Source organism: Streptomyces sp. NPDC048606 (genome assembly GCF_040650855.1).
Classification (GTDB): Bacteria; Actinomycetota; Actinomycetes; order Streptomycetales; family Streptomycetaceae; genus Streptomyces.
Window position 1 is genome coordinate 85,691 of the sequence record NZ_JBEZIB010000003.1, and the last position, 18,065, is coordinate 103,755.

Consider the following 18,065-nt stretch of genomic DNA (forward strand, 5'->3'; position numbering starts at 1 on the left):
TCGCCACTGTCTCAAGATCGCCTCCAACGAGGCGGGAAGAACGCCCAAGTCAGAGACTCTGTAAGGATTGCAGCACCCTTGCGTCCATTACCTGTGGAAGATTAGATTGGGCACATGACACAGGCGCCCACAGCTGCGAAGACCGCCCCGAGACGGCACGACCGCGAGATCCTCGCCCTGGCCGTGCCGGCCTTCGGCGCCCTCGTCGCCGAACCCCTCTTCGTGATGGCCGACAGCGCCATCGTGGGCCACCTCGGCACCCCCCAGCTGGCCGGGCTCGGCGTCGCCGCCGCCCTCCTCACCACCGCCGTGAGCGTCTTCGTCTTCCTCGCCTACGCCACCACCGCGGCCGTCGCCCGCAGGGTCGGCGCGGGCGACCTCCCGGCCGCCATACGCCAGGGCATGGACGGCATCTGGCTGGCCCTGCTGCTCGGCGCCGCCGTCGTGGCCGTCGTCCTGCCCACCGCGCCCTCGCTCATCTCCCTGTTCGGCGCCTCGGACACCGTGGCCCCCTACGCGATCACCTACCTGCGGATCTCCGCCCTCGGCATCCCCGCGATGCTCGTGGTGCTCGCCGCCACCGGCGTCATCCGCGGCCTCCAGGACACCCGTACGCCGCTCTACGTGGCCATCGGCGGCTTCGCCCTCAACGGCGTCCTGAACGTCGCCCTGGTCTACGGGGCGGACCTCGGCATCGCCGGCTCCGCCTGGGGCACCGTCATCGCCCAGTGCGCCATGGCCGCCGTCTACCTCGTCGTGGTCATCCGGGGGGCCCGCCGCCACGGCGCCTCCCTGCGCCCCGACGCGGCCGGCATCCGGGCCTGCGCCCAGGCCGGCGTCCCGCTGCTGGTCCGCACCCTGTCCCTGCGCGCCATCCTGATGATCGCCACCGCCGTGGCCGCCCGGCTCGGGGACGCCGACATCGCCGCCCACCAGATCCTGCTGTCCCTGTGGAGCCTGCTCGCGTTCGCGCTGGACGCCATCGCCATCGCCGGTCAGGCCATCATCGGCCGCTACCTGGGAGCCGGCGACACCGAGGGCGCCCGCGACGTCTGCCGGCGCATGGTGCGGTGGGGCATCGGCTCCGGCATCGTGCTCGGACTGCTGGTGGTCCTGGCCCGCCCGGTCTTCATCCCGCTGTTCACCAGCGACCCGGTGGTGGAGGACGCCCTGCTGCCCGCCCTGCTCGTGGTCGCGCTGTCCCAGCCGGTCTCCGGGGTCGTCTTCGTCCTGGACGGCGTGCTGATGGGCGCCGGTGACGGCCCCTACCTCGCGCGGGCCATGCTGCTGACCCTCGCCGTGTTCGCCCCCGCCGCCCTGCTCGTCCCCGCCCTCGGCGGCGGTCTGACCGCCCTGTGGTGGGCCATGACGCTGATGATGCTGGTCCGGATGGTCACCCTCCAGCTGCGGGCCCGTTCCGGACGCTGGCTGGTCGCGGGCGCCACCCGCTGACGCACGCAGGCCGCGCCCCTGCCCCGCCGTCGCGCTCCGAGCGCCGGCCACCGACCCGCGTGTTTCACGTGAAACACGGGGGTCGGTCGCGTTTCACGTGAAACATCACCGCCGGCCCCCGCCGACCCTGAGGACCTCGGAAGCACCGGAAGAGCCCGGGAACGACGAAGGGCCGCACCCCGAGGGGTGCGGCCCTTCATGCGCTGCCCTTAGGCGGCGACGACCTCGATGCCCACGTTCGCGGCGACCTCGGCGTGCAGACGCACGGAGACCTGGTACGAACCGAGGGTCTTGATCGGGGAGCCCAGCTCCACGCGACGCTTGTCGACCTTCGGGCCACCGGACGCCTCGATCGCCGTGGCGATGTCGGACGGCGTCACGGAGCCGAAGAGACGACCGGCGTCACCCGCGCGGGTGGCCAGACGGACCTTGACACCCTCGAGACGGGCCTTGACCTCGTTGGCCTGCTCGATGGTCGCGATCTCGTGGATCTTGCGGGCGCGGCGGATCTGCGCCACGTCCTTCTCGCCACCCTTGGTCCAGCGGATCGCGAAACCACGCGGGACCAGGTAGTTGCGAGCGTAACCGTCCTTGACGTCGACGACATCGCCGGCGGTGCCGAGGCCAGAGACCTCGTGGGTCAGGATGATCTTCATTAGTCGGTCACCCTTTCCTTATCGCGCGGTGGACGTGTAGGGCAGCAGCGCCATCTCACGGCTGTTCTTCACGGCCGTGGCGACGTCACGCTGGTGCTGCGTGCAGTTGCCGGTAACGCGGCGGGCACGGATCTTGCCGCGGTCGGAAATGAACTTCCGCAGCATGTTCGTGTCCTTGTAGTCCACGTACGCGGTCTTGTCCTTGCAGAACGCGCAGACCTTCTTCTTAGGCTTGCGCACAGGCGGCTTCGCCATTGTGTCTCTCCTGTGTGATCAAGAAGTGGGGATACGGGCTGCCCTAGAAGGGCGGCTCGTCCGAGTAGCCACCGCCGGAGCCGCCGGAGCTTCCGCCCCAGCCGCCCCCGCCGCCCTGCTGCTGCTGGCCGCCGGCCGGCGCGCTGGACGCCCACGGGTCGTCGGAGGGAGCTCCGCCGCCCTGCGGGGCGCCGCCGCCGCTGGGGGCTCCGCCCCAGCCGCCGCCGCCACCCTGCTGCTGACCGCCGCCGCCGTAACCACCCTGGCCGCCGCGACCCGTGGTCTTGGCGACCTTGGCCGTGGCGTTCTTCAGGCTGGGGCCGACTTCCTCGACGTCCAGCTCGTAGACCGTGCGCTTGACACCCTCACGGTCCTCGTACGACCGCTGCCTCAGCCGGCCCTGCACGATGACGCGCATGCCCCGCTGGAGGGACTCGGCGACGTTCTCCGCCGCCTGCCGCCACACCGAGCAGGTCAGGAACAGGCTCTCGCCGTCCTTCCACTCGTTGGTCTGACGGTCGAAGGTGCGGGGGGTGGACGCGACACGGAACTTCGCGACCGCCGCACCCGAGGGGGTGAAGCGCAGCTCGGGGTCGTCGACGAGATTGCCGACGACCGTGATGACGGTCTCGCCTGCCATGGATGAACCTCTCGGCGGGGATTGCTGCTGGGGCTGCTGTGCTACTCGATCCCGATTACCGCTGAACCGAGGTTCAGTGGGTCTCGGGGCGAAGGACCTTGGTCCGGAGAACCGACTCGTTCAGGTTCATCTGGCGGTCGAGCTCCTTGACGACCGCAGGCTCGGCCTGCAGGTCGATGACCGAGTAGATGCCCTCGGGCTTCTTCTTGATCTCGTAAGCGAGACGACGACGGCCCCAGGTGTCGACCTTCTCGACCTTTCCGTTGCCCTCACGGACGACGGAGAGGAAGTTCTCGATCAGCGGGGAGACAGCGCGCTCCTCGAGATCGGGGTCGAGGATGACCATCACTTCGTAGTGACGCATGTGGAACCCACCTCCTTTGGACTCAGCGGCCACGGTCGTTCCGTGGCAGGAGGGTCGTGATGCGTGCGCACGGCGTCCGAGAGCAGACACCGCGCAGACCGTACAGAGTACCCGCTCGCCTCCTTCCGGTTGAAATCCGGCGGTGACCGGCCGCAATCTGTACTCATCGGGTGTGCTCGGTGCTACGCCCCGACCCCCGTCGGGACGGCCCCGCAGCACCGCTCTGCGTCAGCCAGGAGGTGCCTTCCGATGGCACAGGCAATGCACGGCCAGTCCCCCTCCGCCTCGCCCCCGGCGATCTCCCTGCTCGCCACCGACGGCAAGCCCCATCCGCTCCAGGACACCCTGATGGCCGTCACGCTGGTCCTCGGTGCCGTGGCGTTCGTCACTGCGTTCTTCCACAACCTGCACCTGCTGACCTCGTGGGCCGGACTGATCGGAATCGCGACCGGGGCCTACGGGCAGTTCATCTCCGAAACGACACGCGAGCGCTTCGCACTGATCATCGGCCTTGGCGCGTCTGCCCTCGGCTTCTTCCTCGGCATGGCCCACGGCGGCCTCTTCGGCGGCTGGCTGGGCTGACCGGGGGACCTCCTCGACGGGGCGCCGGCGGACCTCCGCCCCGGGCTACGGCCCGTCCCCCAGATGGGTGGCGCCCCCGTCGCAGTAGGCTTCGCGCCATAGCCAGCGAAGCCGCCGAGGAGACGCCCCGCATGAGCCTGTCCCTGAGGACCATCAGCCGAGAGCAGCATCTGGGTTACCTCCAGAGCCTGCCGTCGGCGAGCCACTGCCAGGTCCCGGCGTGGGCCGACGTCAAGAACGAGTGGCGTTCGGAGAACCTCGGTTGGTTCGACGCCCACGGTGAACTCGTCGGCGCCGCGCTCGTGTTGTACCGGCAGCTGCCCAAGGTGAAGCGCTACCTCGCGTACCTCCCCGAGGGGCCCGTCATCAACTGGTTCGCCCCGAATCTGGAGGAATGGCTCCAGCCGATGCTGGCGCACCTCAAGCAGCAGGGCGCCTTCACCGTGAAGATGGGTCCGCCCGTCGTCATCCGCCGCTGGAACGCCGCCGCGATCAAGTCCGGCATCCAGGACCCGGACGTCAAGCGCCTGCGCGACGTGGAGGCTTCGGTCATCGAGCCCCGCGCCTTCGAGGTCTCCGACAAGCTGCGCCGCATGGGCTGGCAGCAGGCCGAGGACGGCGGCGCCGGCTTCGGCGACGTGCAGCCGCGCTACGTCTTCCAGGTGCCGCTGGCGAACCGCTCGCTGGACGACGTCCTCAAGGGCTTCAACCAGCTGTGGCGCCGCAACATCAAGAAGGCCGAGAAGGCCGGTGTCGAGGTCGTCCAGGGCGGCTACGAGGACCTGCCGACCTGGCAGCACCTCTACGAGATCACCGCCGAGCGCGACAAGTTCCGCCCGCGCCCGCTCAGTTACTTCCAGCGCCAGTGGACGGCCCTCAACTCCGAGGACCCGAACCGGATGCGCCTGTACATCGCGACGCACGAGGGGGAGCCGCTGGCCGCCGCCACGATGCTCACCGTCGGCCAGCACGTCTGGTACTCCTACGGCGCCTCCGCCAACCACAAGCGCGAGGTCCGCCCCTCCAACGCGATGCAGTGGCGCATGCTGCGCGATTCCTACGCGCTCGGCGCCAGCGTCTACGACCTGCGCGGCATCAGTGACACCCTGGACGAGAACGACCACCTGTTCGGTCTCATCCAGTTCAAGGTGGGCACCGGCGGCGAGGCCGTCGAGTACGTCGGCGAGTGGGACTTCCCGCTCAACAAGATGCTGCACAAGGCGCTCGACATCTACATGTCGCGCCGCTGACCCCCCGCTCCACCCCACCCCACACACACCGCACCGGCTGCACCACGCAGCCTTCCGAGAGAGGCTCCGGACGGGCATGGCGCTCACGCTCTACGTCGACACCGCGCGCTGGCGTGCGCACCAGAAGCAGATCATCGACCAGTTCCCCGGACTGATCCCGGTCTGCAAGGGCAACGGCTATGGCTTCGGCCACGAGCGGCTGTGCGAGGAGGCGACCCGGATGGGCGCCGACATCCTGGCCGTGGGCACGACGTACGAGGCGGCCAAGATCAAGGACTGGTTCGGCGGTGACCTGCTCGTCCTCACCCCGTTCCGGCGCGGCGAGGACCCGGTGCCGCTGCCGGACCGGGTGATCCGTTCGGTCTCCTCGGTGGACGGGGTCCGCGGTCTGGTCGGCGCCCGCGTGGTCATCGAGTGCATGAGCTCGATGCGCCGCCACGGCATCTCCGAGCAGGACCTGGGCCTGCTCCAGTCGGCGATCGAGGACGTGCGGCTGGAGGGCTTCGCCCTCCACCTGCCGCTGGACCGCCCGGACGGCTCGGACGCCGTCGAGGAGGTCATCGGCTGGATGGACCGGCTGCGCGCGGCCCGGCTGCCGCTGCACACCATGTTCGTCAGCCACCTGCGGGCCGAGGAGCTGGCGCGTCTCCAGCAGCAGTTCCCGCAGACCCGCTTCCGGGCCCGCATCGGCACCCGGCTGTGGCTCGGCGACCACGAGGCGACGCAGTACCGCGGCTCGGTCCTGGACGTCACCCGCGTCGGCAAGGGGGACCGGTTCGGCTACCGGCAGCAGAAGGCCGCCTCGGACGGCTGGCTGGTCGTCGTCGCGGGCGGCACCTCGCACGGTGTGGGCCTGGAGGCCCCCAAGGCCCTGCACGGGGTGATGCCGCGTGCCAAGGGCGTCGCCCGGGCCGGTCTGGCCACGGTCAACCGCAACCTGTCGCCCTTCGTGTGGGCGGGCAAGCAGCGGTGGTTCGCGGAGCCGCCGCACATGCAGGTGTCGATCCTGTTCGTGCCCTCGGACGCCACCGAGCCGAAGGTGGGCGACGAGCTGGTCGCGCACCTGCGGCACACCACCACCCAGTTCGACCGGGTGCTCGACGCCTGAGCCCCGCCTGACGGGCCCGGCCGGGCCCGTCAGCGACCGGGGTCCGTGCCCCAGTCGACCCGCTGTCCCTCGGAAGGCGCCGTGTCCCGCGGCGCCTTCCGTGCTTCCCTCAGGGTGAACGCGTCCTCGGCACCGTCCAGGACGCCGCCGGAGGGGTCGTCGGCGCCGTCGCGCCGTACGACGTCGTGTTCGGGCAGCAGGATGTCGCGCACCACCACGGCGCACAGGTAGATCGTCGCCAGCAGGTGGGCGGCGATGGCCAGCTGGTAGCCCTCCACCGGCAGGCCCTGGTGCTTGTCGCCGCTGGAGGTGTAGGCGAGGTAGAACCAGATCCCGAGGTAGTAGAGGACCTCGCCGGCCTGCCAGATCAGGAAGTCCCGCCAGCGGGGCCGGGCGAGCGCGGCGAGCGGGATGAGCCACAGCACGTACTGCGGCGAGTAGACCTTGTTGGCGAGGATGAACGCCGCCACCACCAGGAAGGCCAGCTGGGCGAAGCGGGGCCGGCGCGGGGCCGTCAGGGTGAGCAGCCCGATGGACAGGCACAGCAGCAGCGTGAGGCCCGTCGCGTAGGTGTTGGCCCCGTCCAGGGGGTTGCCGGTGCGCTGCGAGATCAGCAGCCAGACGGAGCCGAAGTCGATGGGCCGCTCCTGGCTGAAGACGTAGAAGCGCTTCCAGCCGTCCCAGGCGACGTACATGACGGGAACGTTGACGGCGAGCCACGCGGCGACGGCCGCGAGGGCGGCCGCGCCGAAGGCCCGCCACCTGCCCGCCCGCCAGCAGAGCACGAACAGGACCCCGAGCAGCAGGACGGGGTAGAGCTTGGCGGCGGTGGCCAGGCCGATGGCGACACCGGCGAGGGCGGGCCGGCCGCGCGACCACATCAGCATGGCGACGGCGGTCAGGGCGACGGCCGGCAGGTCCCAGTTGATGGTGGCCGTGAGCGCGAAGGCGGGGGCCAGGGCGAGCAGCAGGGCGTCCCAGGGCCGGTTGCGGTGGGTGCGGGCGACGCAGACGGCGATGACCGCGGCGCAGATCATCAGCATGCCCGCGTTGACCATCCAGTACATCTGCTCGCGGTGCTGGATGCTGCCGGCGGTGGGCGTGAGCCAGGAGGCGACCTGCATGAAGGCCCCGGTGAGCACCGGGTACTCCAGGTACTCCATGCCGCCGAACTTCGGGTCCGTGGCGATGTCGGGGAACTTGTCGACGTACGGCGTGAGCCCCTCGGCGAAGCCCCGGGCGGAGTACAGGTGCGGGATGTCCGAGTAGCAGGCGTGCGTGTACTGGGAGGCCGCTCCGCGGAACCAGGCCCAGTCGTAGCAGGGCGCCTTCTGCGCCATGCCGAGCGCGAACATGCCGAGCATGACGAGGGCCACGACGCGTACGGGGTTCAGCCAGTGGCCGCCGAGGCGGGCGCGGCGGCCGATCGGGCCGCCGATGAGCTCGCTGCCGGCCGCCGCGACCTCGTCCTGCTGCGTGGGCAGTACGGGCCGGTCCTCGTGCACCTGGGTCATGCGCTCATCCTGCCGTACCGCACCGGACACGGGCGAGGGCCGTCGCGGCGGTGCGACGGCCCTCTGGTGGTGCGTGGTGCGGGTGGGTCGATCGGGGGGTCAGCCGCCGATGCCCATGTTGGCTCCCCAGTTGGTCGTACCGCCGGGACGGCCGGGCCGGCCCGTGTACGTCGGGGAGGGCTCGCCGCCGCCGGCGCCCCCGTCGTTGCCGCCGGTGGGCAGTCCGCCGTTGGTGGTGCCGCCGCGGCCGCCGTTGCCTCCGCCGGGGCCGTTGCCGCCGTTTCCTCCGTTGCCCGCGCCGCCGCTGTGCGTCGGGTCGCACAGGTTCCACGGGCCGGGGCGGCAGGTCGGCTTGCCGTCGTCGGACGGGGAGGGCGAGACCGTCGAGGGGGAGGGCGAGGGGGAGGTGGAGGGGGAGACCGACGGCGACGGGGACGCCGCCGGAGTCGGGGTGGGCGCGCCGGCCGCGTCCGCGGTGACGCCGATGTCCTCGGCCTCGGGGAACTGCTTGACCGGGGTGTCCTTGAGGGCCTCGCGCATGTACTCGGTCCAGATCACGGCCGGGATGTCACCACCGTGGATGGAGTCGACACCGCCCACGTGGTTCATGGACAGCAGCTTGCGGTCCTTGCCCTTGGCGTTCGGGTCGTTGCGGAAGAGGGTCACCGAGGTGGACAGCTGCGGGGTGTAGCCGACGAACCAGGCCGACTTGTTCTGGTCGGTGGTGCCGGTCTTGCCGGCGGCCGGCCGGCCCAGCTTCTTCGCCTTGGTGCCGGTGCCGTTCTCGACGACGTTGCGGAGCACCTTGGTGATGTTGTCGGCGATGTCGTCGTCCATGGCCCGGGCCTCCTTCGGGGGCTCGAACCCGGGCAGTTCCTTGCCGCCCTTGACGACCGACTGCACCGAGTAGGGCTCGCGGTGGGTGCCGGAGGCGGCGAAGGTCGCGTAGGAGTCGGCCATGCGGATGGCGCTGGGCGTCGAGGTGCCGAGGGCGAAGGAGGCGTTGTTGTTCGCGTCCATCGACTCCTCCAGGATGCCCGTGGACTTGGCCACCGAGCGGACCTTGCTGTGGCCGACGTCGAAGACGAGCTGGGCGAAGGGCACGTTGATCGACTGGCGCATCGCCTCGTTGAGGGTCACGTAGCCGTGGGCCTCGGGGCTCTCGTTCTTCTGGCGGAAGGGCTGGCCGTTGGAGCCGAGCAGCGGCTTGCCCTCCCGGTTGTTGATCACCGCGAGGTCGTCGCCGTTGTACTTGCTGTCGATCGAGATGCCCGCGCCCTTGGAGTTCTGCGTGCCGTACTGCATGGCCGCGGCCAGGACGTAGGGCTTCCAGGTCGAGCCGACGGGGACGCCGGAGGTGTTGGCGTTGTTGCTGAAGTGCTTCTGGTCGAAGCCGGGACCGCCGTACAGGGCGACGATCGCTCCCGTCTTCACGTCCACCGAGGCCGCTCCGACCTGCACGAACGTGTCGTACTCGGGGCGCTTCTTCACGTCGAGGAAGTCGTTGCGGGTGTCCTCGACGGCCTTCACGAGGGCGTCGACCCGGGGCTTCTCGAAGGTGGTGCGGATCGTGTAGCCGCCCATGGCCAGCTTCTCCGCGGTGATGTCGCCGGTCTTCATCACGTAGGCCTTGGCCACGTCGACGAGGTAGCCGGTCTGCCCGCCCATGCCGCGGGCCTGCTCGGACTCCACGCGGGCCGGGAAGTCGGAGTCCTTGTACTTGTCGCGCTCGGCCTTCGTCATCCGGCCGACGGCGACCTCGCGGTCGAGGACCCAGGCCCAGCGGGCGCGGGCGCGCTTCTCGTTGGCCTCGGGGGTGGCGGCGGTGCCGATGCCGCCGTCCGGGTTGTAGAGGTTCGGACCCTTGAGCAGGGAGGCGAGGAAGGCGCTCTCGGACGGGTTGAGGTCCTTGCAGTCCTTGCCGAAGTAGGCGCGGGCGGCGGCCTGGATCCCGTAGGCGTCCCGACCGTAGTAGGCGGTGTTCAGGTAGCCGGCGAGGACGACGTCCTTCTCCTCCGTCATGCCCAGGCGCAGCGCGATGAACAGCTCGGTGGCCTTGCGCTTGAGGGTCTGCTCGGAGTCCAGGTACGTGTTCTTCACGTACTGCTGGGTGATGGTCGAGCCGCCCTGGGTGGAGCCGCCGGTGGCCATGTTCACCACGGCGCGGGCGATGCCCATCGGGTCGACGCCCTTGTCCGTCTCGAAGGACTCGTTCTCCGCGGCGATCACGGCGTTCCGCATCGACACCGGGATCTGGTCGATGCTGACGATCTGGCGGTTCGTGGAACCGCCCGTGGCGACCATCTGCGTGCCGTCGGCCCACTGGAAGACGTTGTTCTGCGCCTCCGCCGCCTTGTTGGCGTCGGGCGTGCCCACGCTGGCGATGCCGATGCCGGCGCCCGCCACGATGACGGCGAAGAAGCCGAGGAAGGTGCCGCCGACCAGCTTCCAGGAGGGGACGAAGCGCTTCCAACCGGCCTTGCCCGCGCGGGGGTAGTCGATGAGCCGGTTTCCGCCGCGGTCCCCCCTGCCCGCGGGGCGTCCGCGGCCGGGGGCCGCGCGGCGGTCGGCCCGGCGGGCGTCGGCGCGACCGCCGTACGGGGCCTGGCCGCCCGGCGGGCCGGCGGGGGAGCCGGGGGGTGTCTCCCGCCCGGGACCGGCGCCCCGTCCCGGGCGCTGCTGGGCAGCCCGGCGGGAGGCGGCGCGGCCGCCGCCCTGGGACTGCGGCGGTTTGCGGCGGTGCTCGCTCATCGAACGACTACTCCTCGGGCAGGCGAGTGGCCTGGAAGCGGCAAACGGATTCCGGTTAGCGCGGTTTCTGCCCGCACAGACTACGCACGGTCAAAACCCGACCAGTGCCGAAGTTCACCCCAAATCAGGCACTTCACGTCGTACGAATTGGTGATGTGACGCCGGTCACCACGCCACCACTTGTAGCCGGAGTCCACCCGTTCTATCGTCTGGATGTATCGAGCCGATACATCAGCTCGACATAAACTCAGAGGCAGAGAGAGGCAGGCGGATGAGCAGACGCTCCGGCATCCTCGAGTTCGCCGTCCTCGGCCTGCTTCGCGAATCCCCCATGCACGGTTACGAGCTGCGCAAGCGGCTCAACACCTCGCTGGGGGTCTTCAGGGCGTTCAGCTACGGGACCCTCTATCCCTGCCTCAAGACGCTGGTCGCCAACGGCTGGTTGATCGAGGAGCCGGGCAGCGCCCCGGAGGACGCACTCGCCGCTTCACTCGCAGGGCGCCGCGCCAAGATCGTCTACCGGTTGACGGCAGCGGGCAAGGAGCACTTCGAGGAGCTCCTGTCCCACACCGGCCCCGACACCTGGGAAGACGAGTCCTTCGCCGCTCGCTTCGCCTTCTTCGGCCAGACCGAACGAGACGTGCGGATGCGCGTGCTGGAAGGCCGCCGCAGCCGGCTGGAGGAGCGCCTCGAAAAGATGCGCGCCTCCCTCGCCCGGACCCGGGAGCGTCTCGACGACTACACGCTCGAACTGCAACGCCACGGAATGGAATCCGTGGAGCGGGAAGTGCGCTGGCTGAACGAGCTCATCGAGAGCGAGCGGGCGGGACGGGATCGCAGACGACCCGGTCCGCCCGACCACACTGCAAAGTGAGGCCTGCATCTCGCAGGCCTCGTTCCGAGAACAAACAGGGAGCAACCGGAATGGGTTCGGTTCGCGTAGCCATCGTCGGCGTGGGCAACTGCGCCGCCTCGCTGGTGCAGGGCGTCGAGTACTACAAGGACGCCGACCCGGCGTCCAAGGTCCCCGGGCTGATGCACGTCCAGTTCGGCGACTACCACGTGCGCGACATCGAGTTCGTCGCCGCGTTCGACGTCGACGCGAAGAAGGTCGGCCTCGACCTCTCCGACGCCATCGGCGCCAGCGAGAACAACACCATCAAGATCTGCGACGTCCCGAACTCCGGCGTGACCGTCCAGCGCGGCCACACCCTGGACGGCCTGGGCAAGTACTACCGCCTGACGATCGAGGAGTCCGCCGAGGCCCCCGTCGACGTCGTCCAGATCCTCAAGGACCGTCAGGTCGACGTCCTGATCTGCTACCTGCCCGTCGGTTCCGAGGACGCGGCGAAGTTCTACGCCCAGTGCGCCATCGACGCCAAGGTCGCCTTCGTCAACGCCCTCCCGGTCTTCATCGCCGGCACCAAGGAGTGGGCCGACAAGTTCACCGAGGCCGGTGTCCCGATCGTCGGCGACGACATCAAGTCCCAGGTCGGCGCCACCATCACGCACCGCGTGATGGCGAAGCTGTTCGAGGACCGCGGTGTCCGTCTCGAGCGCACCATGCAGCTCAACGTCGGCGGCAACATGGACTTCAAGAACATGCTCGAGCGCGACCGCCTCGAGTCGAAGAAGATCTCCAAGACGCAGGCCGTCACCTCGCAGATCCCCGACCGTGAGCTCGGCGAGAAGAACGTCCACATCGGCCCGTCCGACTACGTCGCGTGGCTCGACGACCGCAAGTGGGCCTACGTCCGCCTCGAGGGTCGCGCCTTCGGCGACGTCCCGCTGAACCTCGAGTACAAGCTCGAGGTGTGGGACTCCCCGAACTCCGCCGGTGTCATCATCGACGCCCTGCGCGCCGCGAAGATCGCCAAGGACCGCGGCGTCGGTGGCCCGATCCTGTCGGCCTCCAGCTACTTCATGAAGTCCCCGCCGGTCCAGTACTTCGACGACGAGGCCTACGCGAACGTCGAGAAGTTCATCAAGGGCGAGGTCGAGCGCTAGTCGCCGCGAGGATCCGCGCGTCCCTTCGGGACACCCGGTCTTCGACTGATCTTCCGCCGTGGGTCCCCGGACAATGTGTCCGGGGACCCACGGCGTATGTGACCCTTGCCCTCATGCCTGTCGTACGTGATCTGCGCGTACTCCTGCGCCTGAGGGACTTCCGCAACCTGCTCGCCGTACGGCTGCTCTCGCAGGCCGCCGACGGTGTCTACCAGGTCGCGCTCGCCACCTACGTGGTGTTCTCCCCGGAGAAGCAGGCCTCGCCCGCGGCCATCGCCTCGGCCATGGCCGTCCTGTTGCTGCCCTACTCGGTGATCGGCCCCTTCGCCGGGGTCCTGCTCGACCGCTGGCACCGTCGCCAGGTCTTCCTCTACGGCAACCTCCTGCGGGCCTTCCTCGCCTGCGTGACCGGCATGCTGATCGTGGCCCACGTACCGGACTGGCTCTTCTACGCCTCCGCCCTGTCCGTGACCGCCGTGAACCGCTTCGTCCTCGCCGGCCTCGCCGCTTCCCTGCCCCGCGTCGTCGACCCCGCCCTGCTGGTCACGGCGAACGCCCTCTCGCCCACCGCCGGGACCCTCGCCGCCGTCGCCGGCGGCGGCCTGGCCTTCCTCGTGCGGCTCCTGGGCTCGGGCTCCAACGCCGTGGTGGTGCTGCTGGGCGCCGCCCTCTACCTGGGCGCGGCCCTCGTCGCCCTGCGCCTGGCCGTCGACCTCCTGGGGCCCGACCATCCTCCCGGCAGGGTCCACCCCTCGCCGCTGGAGGGGATCGCGCTCACCGCCCGCGGCATGGTCGAGGGCCTGCGGCACCTGGCCGAGCGGCGCGAGGCCGCCCTGGCGCTCACCGCGATGACCCTGATGCGGTTCTGCTACGGGGCGCTCACGGTGATGCTGCTCATGCTCTGCCGCTACTCCTGGTCGGACAACGAGTCGGACGGCCTGGCCCTGCTGGGCATCGCCGTCGGGGTCTCCGGTGCCGGGTTCTTCGCGGCGGCCGTGATCACGCCCTGGCTCGTGACCCGGCTGGGCCCCGCTGCCTGGATCGGCTGCTGCGCCGCCGGCTCGGCCGTGCTGGTCCCGGCGCTGGGGCTGTTCTTCGCCCCCGGGCCGATGCTCGTGGCCGCGTTCGTCCTCGGTCTGGCCACGCAGGGCGCGAAGATCTCCACCGACACGGTCGTGCAGTCCCGGGTGGACGACGACTTCCGGGGCCGGGTCTTCTCGGTCTACGACGTGCTGTTCAACGTCGCCTTCGTCGGAGCCGCCGCGGTCTCCGCGCTCATGCTCCCCGTCGACGGCCGGTCCGTCGCGCTGATCATCGGCGTGGCCCTGATCTACGGCGGCACGGCCGCGCTCCTGCGCCGACAGGGACAGAGCTCGCCCCGCGAGGGGCGCCGGCGACGTTTCACGTGAAACATCGCGCACCCGGACGCGGCGCCGGGCCTCCGCGTCGACGCCTGTCGATGGCTGTCGATGTTTCACGTGAAACATCGGCAGCCGTCGACGGACATCGACGCGGAGGATCACACGTCAGGCGCCCGGGGTCGCGGCGGTCTGCGCGGCCCACCACTCCTTGAGGGCGGCGACGGCGGCGTCGTGCCCCATCGGGCCGTTCTCCAGACGCAGGTCCAGCAGGAAGGCGTAGGCCTTGCCCACCGCGGGGCCCGGCTTGATCTCCAGGATCTGCTGGATCTCGTTGCCGTCCAGGTCGGGGCGGATCGCGTCCAGCTCCTCCTGCTCCTGGAGCTGGGCGATCCGCTCCTCCAGCCCGTCATAGGTACGGGAGAGGGCGTTGGCCTTGCGCTTGTTGCGCGTGGTGCAGTCCGACCGGGTCAGCTTGTGCAGCCGGTCGAGCAGCGGACCGGCGTCGCGGACGTAGCGCCGCACCGCCGAGTCGGTCCACTCGCCGTCCCCGTAGCCGTGGAAGCGCAGGTGCAGCTCCACCAGCCGGGACACGTCCTTGACCATGTCGTTCGAGTACTTCAGCGCCGTCATGCGCTTCTTGGTCATCTTCGCGCCCACCACCTCGTGGTGGTGGAAGGAGACCCGACCGTCGCTCTCGAATCGGCGGGTGCGGGGCTTGCCGATGTCGTGCAGCAGGGCCGCGAGCCGCAGCACCAGGTCCGGACCGTCCTCCTCCAGCGCGATCGCCTGCTCCAGCACGATCAGCGAGTGGTCGTAGACGTCCTTGTGGCGGTGGTGCTCGTCGCTCTCCAGACGCAGCGCGGGCAGCTCCGGCAGCACCCGGTCCGCGAGCCCGGTGTCCACGAGCAGCCCCAGGCCCTTGCGGGGGTGCGCGGACAGCAGGAGCTTGTTCAGCTCACCCTGGATCCGCTCCGCCGAGACGATCTCGATCCGGTCCGACATCTCCTTCATCGCGGTCACCACCTCGGGCGCCACCTCGAAGTCCAGCTGCGCGGCGAAACGGGCCGCGCGCAGCATGCGCAGCGGATCGTCGGAGAAGGACTCCTCGGGGGTGCCGGGCGTGCGCAGCACCCCGGCGGCCAGGTCCTCCAGGCCGCCGTGGGGGTCCACGAACTCCTGCTCGGGCAGGGCCAGCGCCATGGCGTTGACGGTGAAGTCGCGCCGGACGAGGTCTTCCTCGATCGAGTCGCCGTAGGAGACCTCGGGCTTGCGGGAGGTGCGGTCGTACGCCTCGGAGCGGTACGTGGTCACCTCGATCTGGAAGCTCCGCTCGGCGCCCCCGACGCGGGCCGCCTTCTGGGCGCCGATCGTGCCGAAGGCGATGCCGATGTCCCACACCGAGTCGGCCCAGGGCCGCACGATCTTGAGGACGTCCTCGGGACGCGCGTCGGTGGTGAAGTCGAGGTCGTTGCCGAGACGCCCGAGCAACGCGTCACGGACGGAGCCTCCGACCAGGGCGAGGCGGAAGCCCGCCTCCTGGAAGCGGCGGCCGAGCTCGTCGGCGACGGGCGCGACCCGCAGCAGTTCACTGACCGCGCGGCGCTGCACCTGACTCAGGGCACTGGGGTTGTCTTCATTGGCGTTCGGCACAACAAAAAAGAGTACGTGGCCCGCCCGGTCCGGGCTCCCCCGTTTCCGCAGGCCCCGCCATCCCGCGCCCCCGGCGGTCCCGATCATGTGGAGCAAGCCGCGGCACTCGCGCACAGCGCACCTCGTTACCATGCGTGGACGCACAACCGACGACCACTGACACTTCGAGGGACGGGCGAGCGCGTGGCCGAGGCGGCAGAGAACCACGGGGCGTCGCCCGCCCCTGCCCGGCGCCGGTGGCTGCGACGGGCGGCCGTCCTGCTCACCGGGACGCCGGTGCTCGCCGCGTTGATCTACGCCCCCGCCCCGCCGGCGCAGGCGGCCGATTCCGCCGTCGACGTGCAGCTGACCGAGGTGGCGCCCAGCGCGCCGGTCAAGAGCGACACGCTGACGATCTCGGGCACGGTGGTCAACAACGGCCGCGAGACGATCAAGAACGCCCACGTCGGTCTGCGCGTCGGTCCCCGGCTGGGCGACCGGTCGGCCATCGACGAGGTCGCCGACCGCAAGGGGTTCCGGCCCGGGGTCGATCCGGGCGAGATCGACCAGGCCTTCTCCGTGAAGATCGACTCGCTGCCCTCCAAGGTCGACCAGCAGTTCACGATCAAGGTCCCGGTCAACCGGCTCGACCTGGGCGCGGACGGCGTCTACCAGCTCGGGGTCTCCCTGTCCGGGGCCACCGACAGCCGACCGAACGAGCAGGTCCTCGGGATCCAGCGGACGTTCCTGCCCTGGCAGCCCGACCCGGCCGCCAAGCGCTCCTCCCTGACCTATGTGTGGCCGCTGGTCTCCACCACCCACGTCACGGCGGAAACGGGCTCGGACGAGCTCCAGACCCCCGTGTTCCTCGACGACTCGCTCGCGGACGAGCTGCGGCCCGGCGGCCGACTGGAGCGCATGGTCTCGCTCGGCAAGGACCTGCCGATCACCTGGGTCATCGACCCCGACCTGCTGACCACCGTCGACGCCATGACGAAGGGCTACCGGGTCCGCAGCCCCGAACCGGGCGGCAAGCCCGTCCAGGGGCGGAACAAGGCCGTCGCCGAGCAGTGGCTGAACTCCCTGGAGAGCGCCGTCCAGGGCAAGAAGGTCGTCGCCCTGCCCTTCGCCGACCCGGACCTGGCCTCCCTCGCCCACCACGGCAAGGACGTCTCGGGCACCCTGGGCCAGCTCCGGCCCGCGACCGACAAGGCGAGGGACACCGTCGAGACGGTGCTCCACGTCACGCCGTCGACCGACTTCTCCTGGCCCGTGGACGGCGCGATCGACCCGTCGATCGTCAACGTCGCCACCTCGGCCGGCGCGCACAACGTCCTGACCCGCAGCGACAGCCTCCAGGAGACCGGCGCCCTCGGCTACACCCCGACGGCCGCCCGCCCCATCGGCGCCGGCACCACCGCCGTGGTCGCGGACGCGGAGCTCTCCACCGCCTTCGAGGGCGACATGGCCCGCGCGGGCGGCTCCACCCTGGCCGTGCAGCAGTTCCTGGCCCACAGCCTCGCCCTGAACCTGCACGACAGCCCGGAGCCGCGCAGCTACGTGGTGACCCCCCAGCGCAGGCCCACGGCCACCCAGGCGGAGTCGATGGCGAGCGCCCTGCGCGGGCTCCAGGGCGCCCGCTGGACGCAGCCCTCCGACCTGGAGGCTGCGGCCGCGGCCAAGCCCGACCCGGGGGCCGCGACGCAGGTGCCCGGCGCCGGCCAGTATCCGGAGTCGCTCGCCAAGGAAGAGCTTCCCGTCTCGGCCTTCGAGCAGATCCGCACCACGCAGAACACCCTCGACCACTTCAAGGTCATCCTGACGGCCCCGGACCGGGTCGAGATCCCCTTCGGGAACACCACCAACCGGGAGATGTCGACCTCCTGGCGCGGTCGCCCCGACCAGGCCCGCGAGTACCGCGACCAGGTCCAGGAGTACCTGCTGGGACTGACCGAGAAGGTCAAGGTCGTCCCGAAGTCGGACGCCACCCTGTCCGGACACAGCGCGACGATCCCGGTCAGCGTCCAGAACAGCCTGGTGCAGGACGTCCACAACCTCGTGCTCCGCGTGAAGTCCGCCAATCCCACGCGTCTGATGTTCGGCGACAGCGGCGAAGCGGAACAGGAAGTCACCGTCCAGGGCGGGCACAGCCAGACGGTAAAGTTCACCGCCAACGCCACTGCGAGCGGTCCCGTCGAGGTCACCGCACGTCTCTTCACCAAGGACGGCGTGCCGTACGGCAAGGAACGGAAGTTCACCGTCGAGGCAACCGAGATCACCCCCACCGTCATGCTCGTCATCGCCGGCGGTGTTCTCCTGCTGGTCCTGGCAGGCATCAAGATGTACGCCAGCCGCAAGCGCGTCGCCGCGCGTGCGGTCGCCGAGGACAGCACGCAGCCGAGTGACGAGTCCCCGGACACCGAACCGCAAAGCGCGGAGGGGTCCGGCACGGGTGAGACAGTGGACCGTTGAGCAATGCCGTGGCCGGTCGGCCTG

The 18,065-nt window shown here is 70.2% G+C and carries 15 protein-coding genes; 8 read left to right on the forward strand and 7 right to left on the reverse strand.

The window, feature by feature from the left end; genetic code table 11:
• The first annotated feature begins 114 nt into the window (after window positions 1–114).
• On the forward strand, window positions 115–1,452 hold the full coding sequence (locus AB0D01_RS04500; protein WP_363053518.1) for an MATE family efflux transporter: 1,338 nt from the start codon (window positions 115–117) through the stop codon (window positions 1,450–1,452).
• Window positions 1,453–1,661: 209 nt separating this feature from the next.
• Here AB0D01_RS04500 and rplI read toward each other — a convergent pair whose 3' ends face one another.
• The 4 genes from rplI to rpsF form a co-directional block, all read right to left on the reverse strand.
• Window positions 1,662–2,108, reverse strand: a complete 447-nt coding sequence (gene rplI, locus AB0D01_RS04505; protein ID WP_363053520.1) for a 50S ribosomal protein L9 — start codon at window positions 2,106–2,108, stop codon at window positions 1,662–1,664.
• An 18-nt stretch (window positions 2,109–2,126) separates the two neighbouring features.
• Entirely contained in the window at window positions 2,127–2,363 is a 237-nt protein-coding gene (rpsR, locus tag AB0D01_RS04510) for a 30S ribosomal protein S18 (protein ID WP_005315025.1), read from the reverse strand.
• 43 nt (window positions 2,364–2,406) lie between these two features.
• A complete protein-coding gene (locus AB0D01_RS04515; RefSeq protein ID WP_363053521.1) occupies window positions 2,407–3,003 on the reverse strand; it encodes a single-stranded DNA-binding protein in 597 nt (198 codons plus the stop codon).
• A 73-nt stretch (window positions 3,004–3,076) separates the two neighbouring features.
• Window positions 3,077–3,367: a 30S ribosomal protein S6 gene (gene rpsF, locus AB0D01_RS04520; protein ID WP_004950685.1), complete on the reverse strand. Its 291-nt coding sequence runs from the start codon at window positions 3,365–3,367 to the stop codon at window positions 3,077–3,079.
• 249 nt (window positions 3,368–3,616) lie between these two features.
• Between rpsF and AB0D01_RS04525 the strand changes: the two genes are divergently transcribed.
• From AB0D01_RS04525 to AB0D01_RS04535, 3 genes are all read left to right on the forward strand, one after another.
• Complete coding sequence (locus AB0D01_RS04525; RefSeq protein WP_363053522.1) at window positions 3,617–3,949, forward strand: hypothetical protein; 333 nt, start codon at window positions 3,617–3,619, stop codon at window positions 3,947–3,949.
• Between the two features lie 131 nt (window positions 3,950–4,080).
• Window positions 4,081–5,199, forward strand: a complete 1,119-nt coding sequence (locus AB0D01_RS04530; protein WP_363053523.1) for a peptidoglycan bridge formation glycyltransferase FemA/FemB family protein — start codon at window positions 4,081–4,083, stop codon at window positions 5,197–5,199.
• A gap of 76 nt (window positions 5,200–5,275) precedes the next feature.
• Complete coding sequence (locus AB0D01_RS04535) at window positions 5,276–6,307, forward strand: alanine racemase (protein ID WP_363053524.1); 1,032 nt, start codon at window positions 5,276–5,278, stop codon at window positions 6,305–6,307.
• Window positions 6,308–6,336: 29 nt separating this feature from the next.
• Here the strand turns inward: AB0D01_RS04535 and AB0D01_RS04540 are convergent, their stop codons facing one another.
• A complete protein-coding gene (locus tag AB0D01_RS04540; RefSeq protein WP_363053525.1) occupies window positions 6,337–7,821 on the reverse strand; it encodes a glycosyltransferase 87 family protein in 1,485 nt (494 codons plus the stop codon).
• Window positions 7,822–7,920: 99 nt separating this feature from the next.
• Window positions 7,921–10,572, reverse strand: coding sequence for a transglycosylase domain-containing protein (locus AB0D01_RS04545; RefSeq protein WP_363053526.1), 2,652 nt, complete (start codon window positions 10,570–10,572; stop codon window positions 7,921–7,923).
• Window positions 10,573–10,843: 271 nt separating this feature from the next.
• On the opposite strand from AB0D01_RS04545, the gene AB0D01_RS04550 reads away from it, so the two are divergent.
• The 3 genes from AB0D01_RS04550 (at window position 10,844) to AB0D01_RS04560 (ending at window position 13,988) form a co-directional block, all read left to right on the forward strand.
• Window positions 10,844–11,446 carry a helix-turn-helix transcriptional regulator gene (locus AB0D01_RS04550; RefSeq protein ID WP_363053527.1) on the forward strand — a complete coding sequence of 201 codons (603 nt, stop codon included), beginning with the start codon at window positions 10,844–10,846 and terminating at the stop codon, window positions 11,444–11,446.
• A 50-nt stretch (window positions 11,447–11,496) separates the two neighbouring features.
• Window positions 11,497–12,579 (forward strand): inositol-3-phosphate synthase, encoded by a 1,083-nt coding sequence (locus AB0D01_RS04555; protein WP_363053528.1) that lies wholly within the window; start codon window positions 11,497–11,499, stop codon window positions 12,577–12,579.
• A gap of 113 nt (window positions 12,580–12,692) precedes the next feature.
• Complete coding sequence (locus tag AB0D01_RS04560; protein ID WP_363053529.1) at window positions 12,693–13,988, forward strand: MFS transporter; 1,296 nt, start codon at window positions 12,693–12,695, stop codon at window positions 13,986–13,988.
• A gap of 117 nt (window positions 13,989–14,105) precedes the next feature.
• Here AB0D01_RS04560 and AB0D01_RS04565 read toward each other — a convergent pair whose 3' ends face one another.
• Window positions 14,106–15,590, reverse strand: coding sequence for a CCA tRNA nucleotidyltransferase (locus tag AB0D01_RS04565; protein WP_363053530.1), 1,485 nt, complete (start codon window positions 15,588–15,590; stop codon window positions 14,106–14,108).
• A 183-nt stretch (window positions 15,591–15,773) separates the two neighbouring features.
• Between AB0D01_RS04565 and AB0D01_RS04570 the strand changes: the two genes are divergently transcribed.
• Complete coding sequence (locus AB0D01_RS04570) at window positions 15,774–18,041, forward strand: DUF6049 family protein (RefSeq protein ID WP_363053531.1); 2,268 nt, start codon at window positions 15,774–15,776, stop codon at window positions 18,039–18,041.
• Window positions 18,042–18,065: the final 24 nt, after the last annotated feature.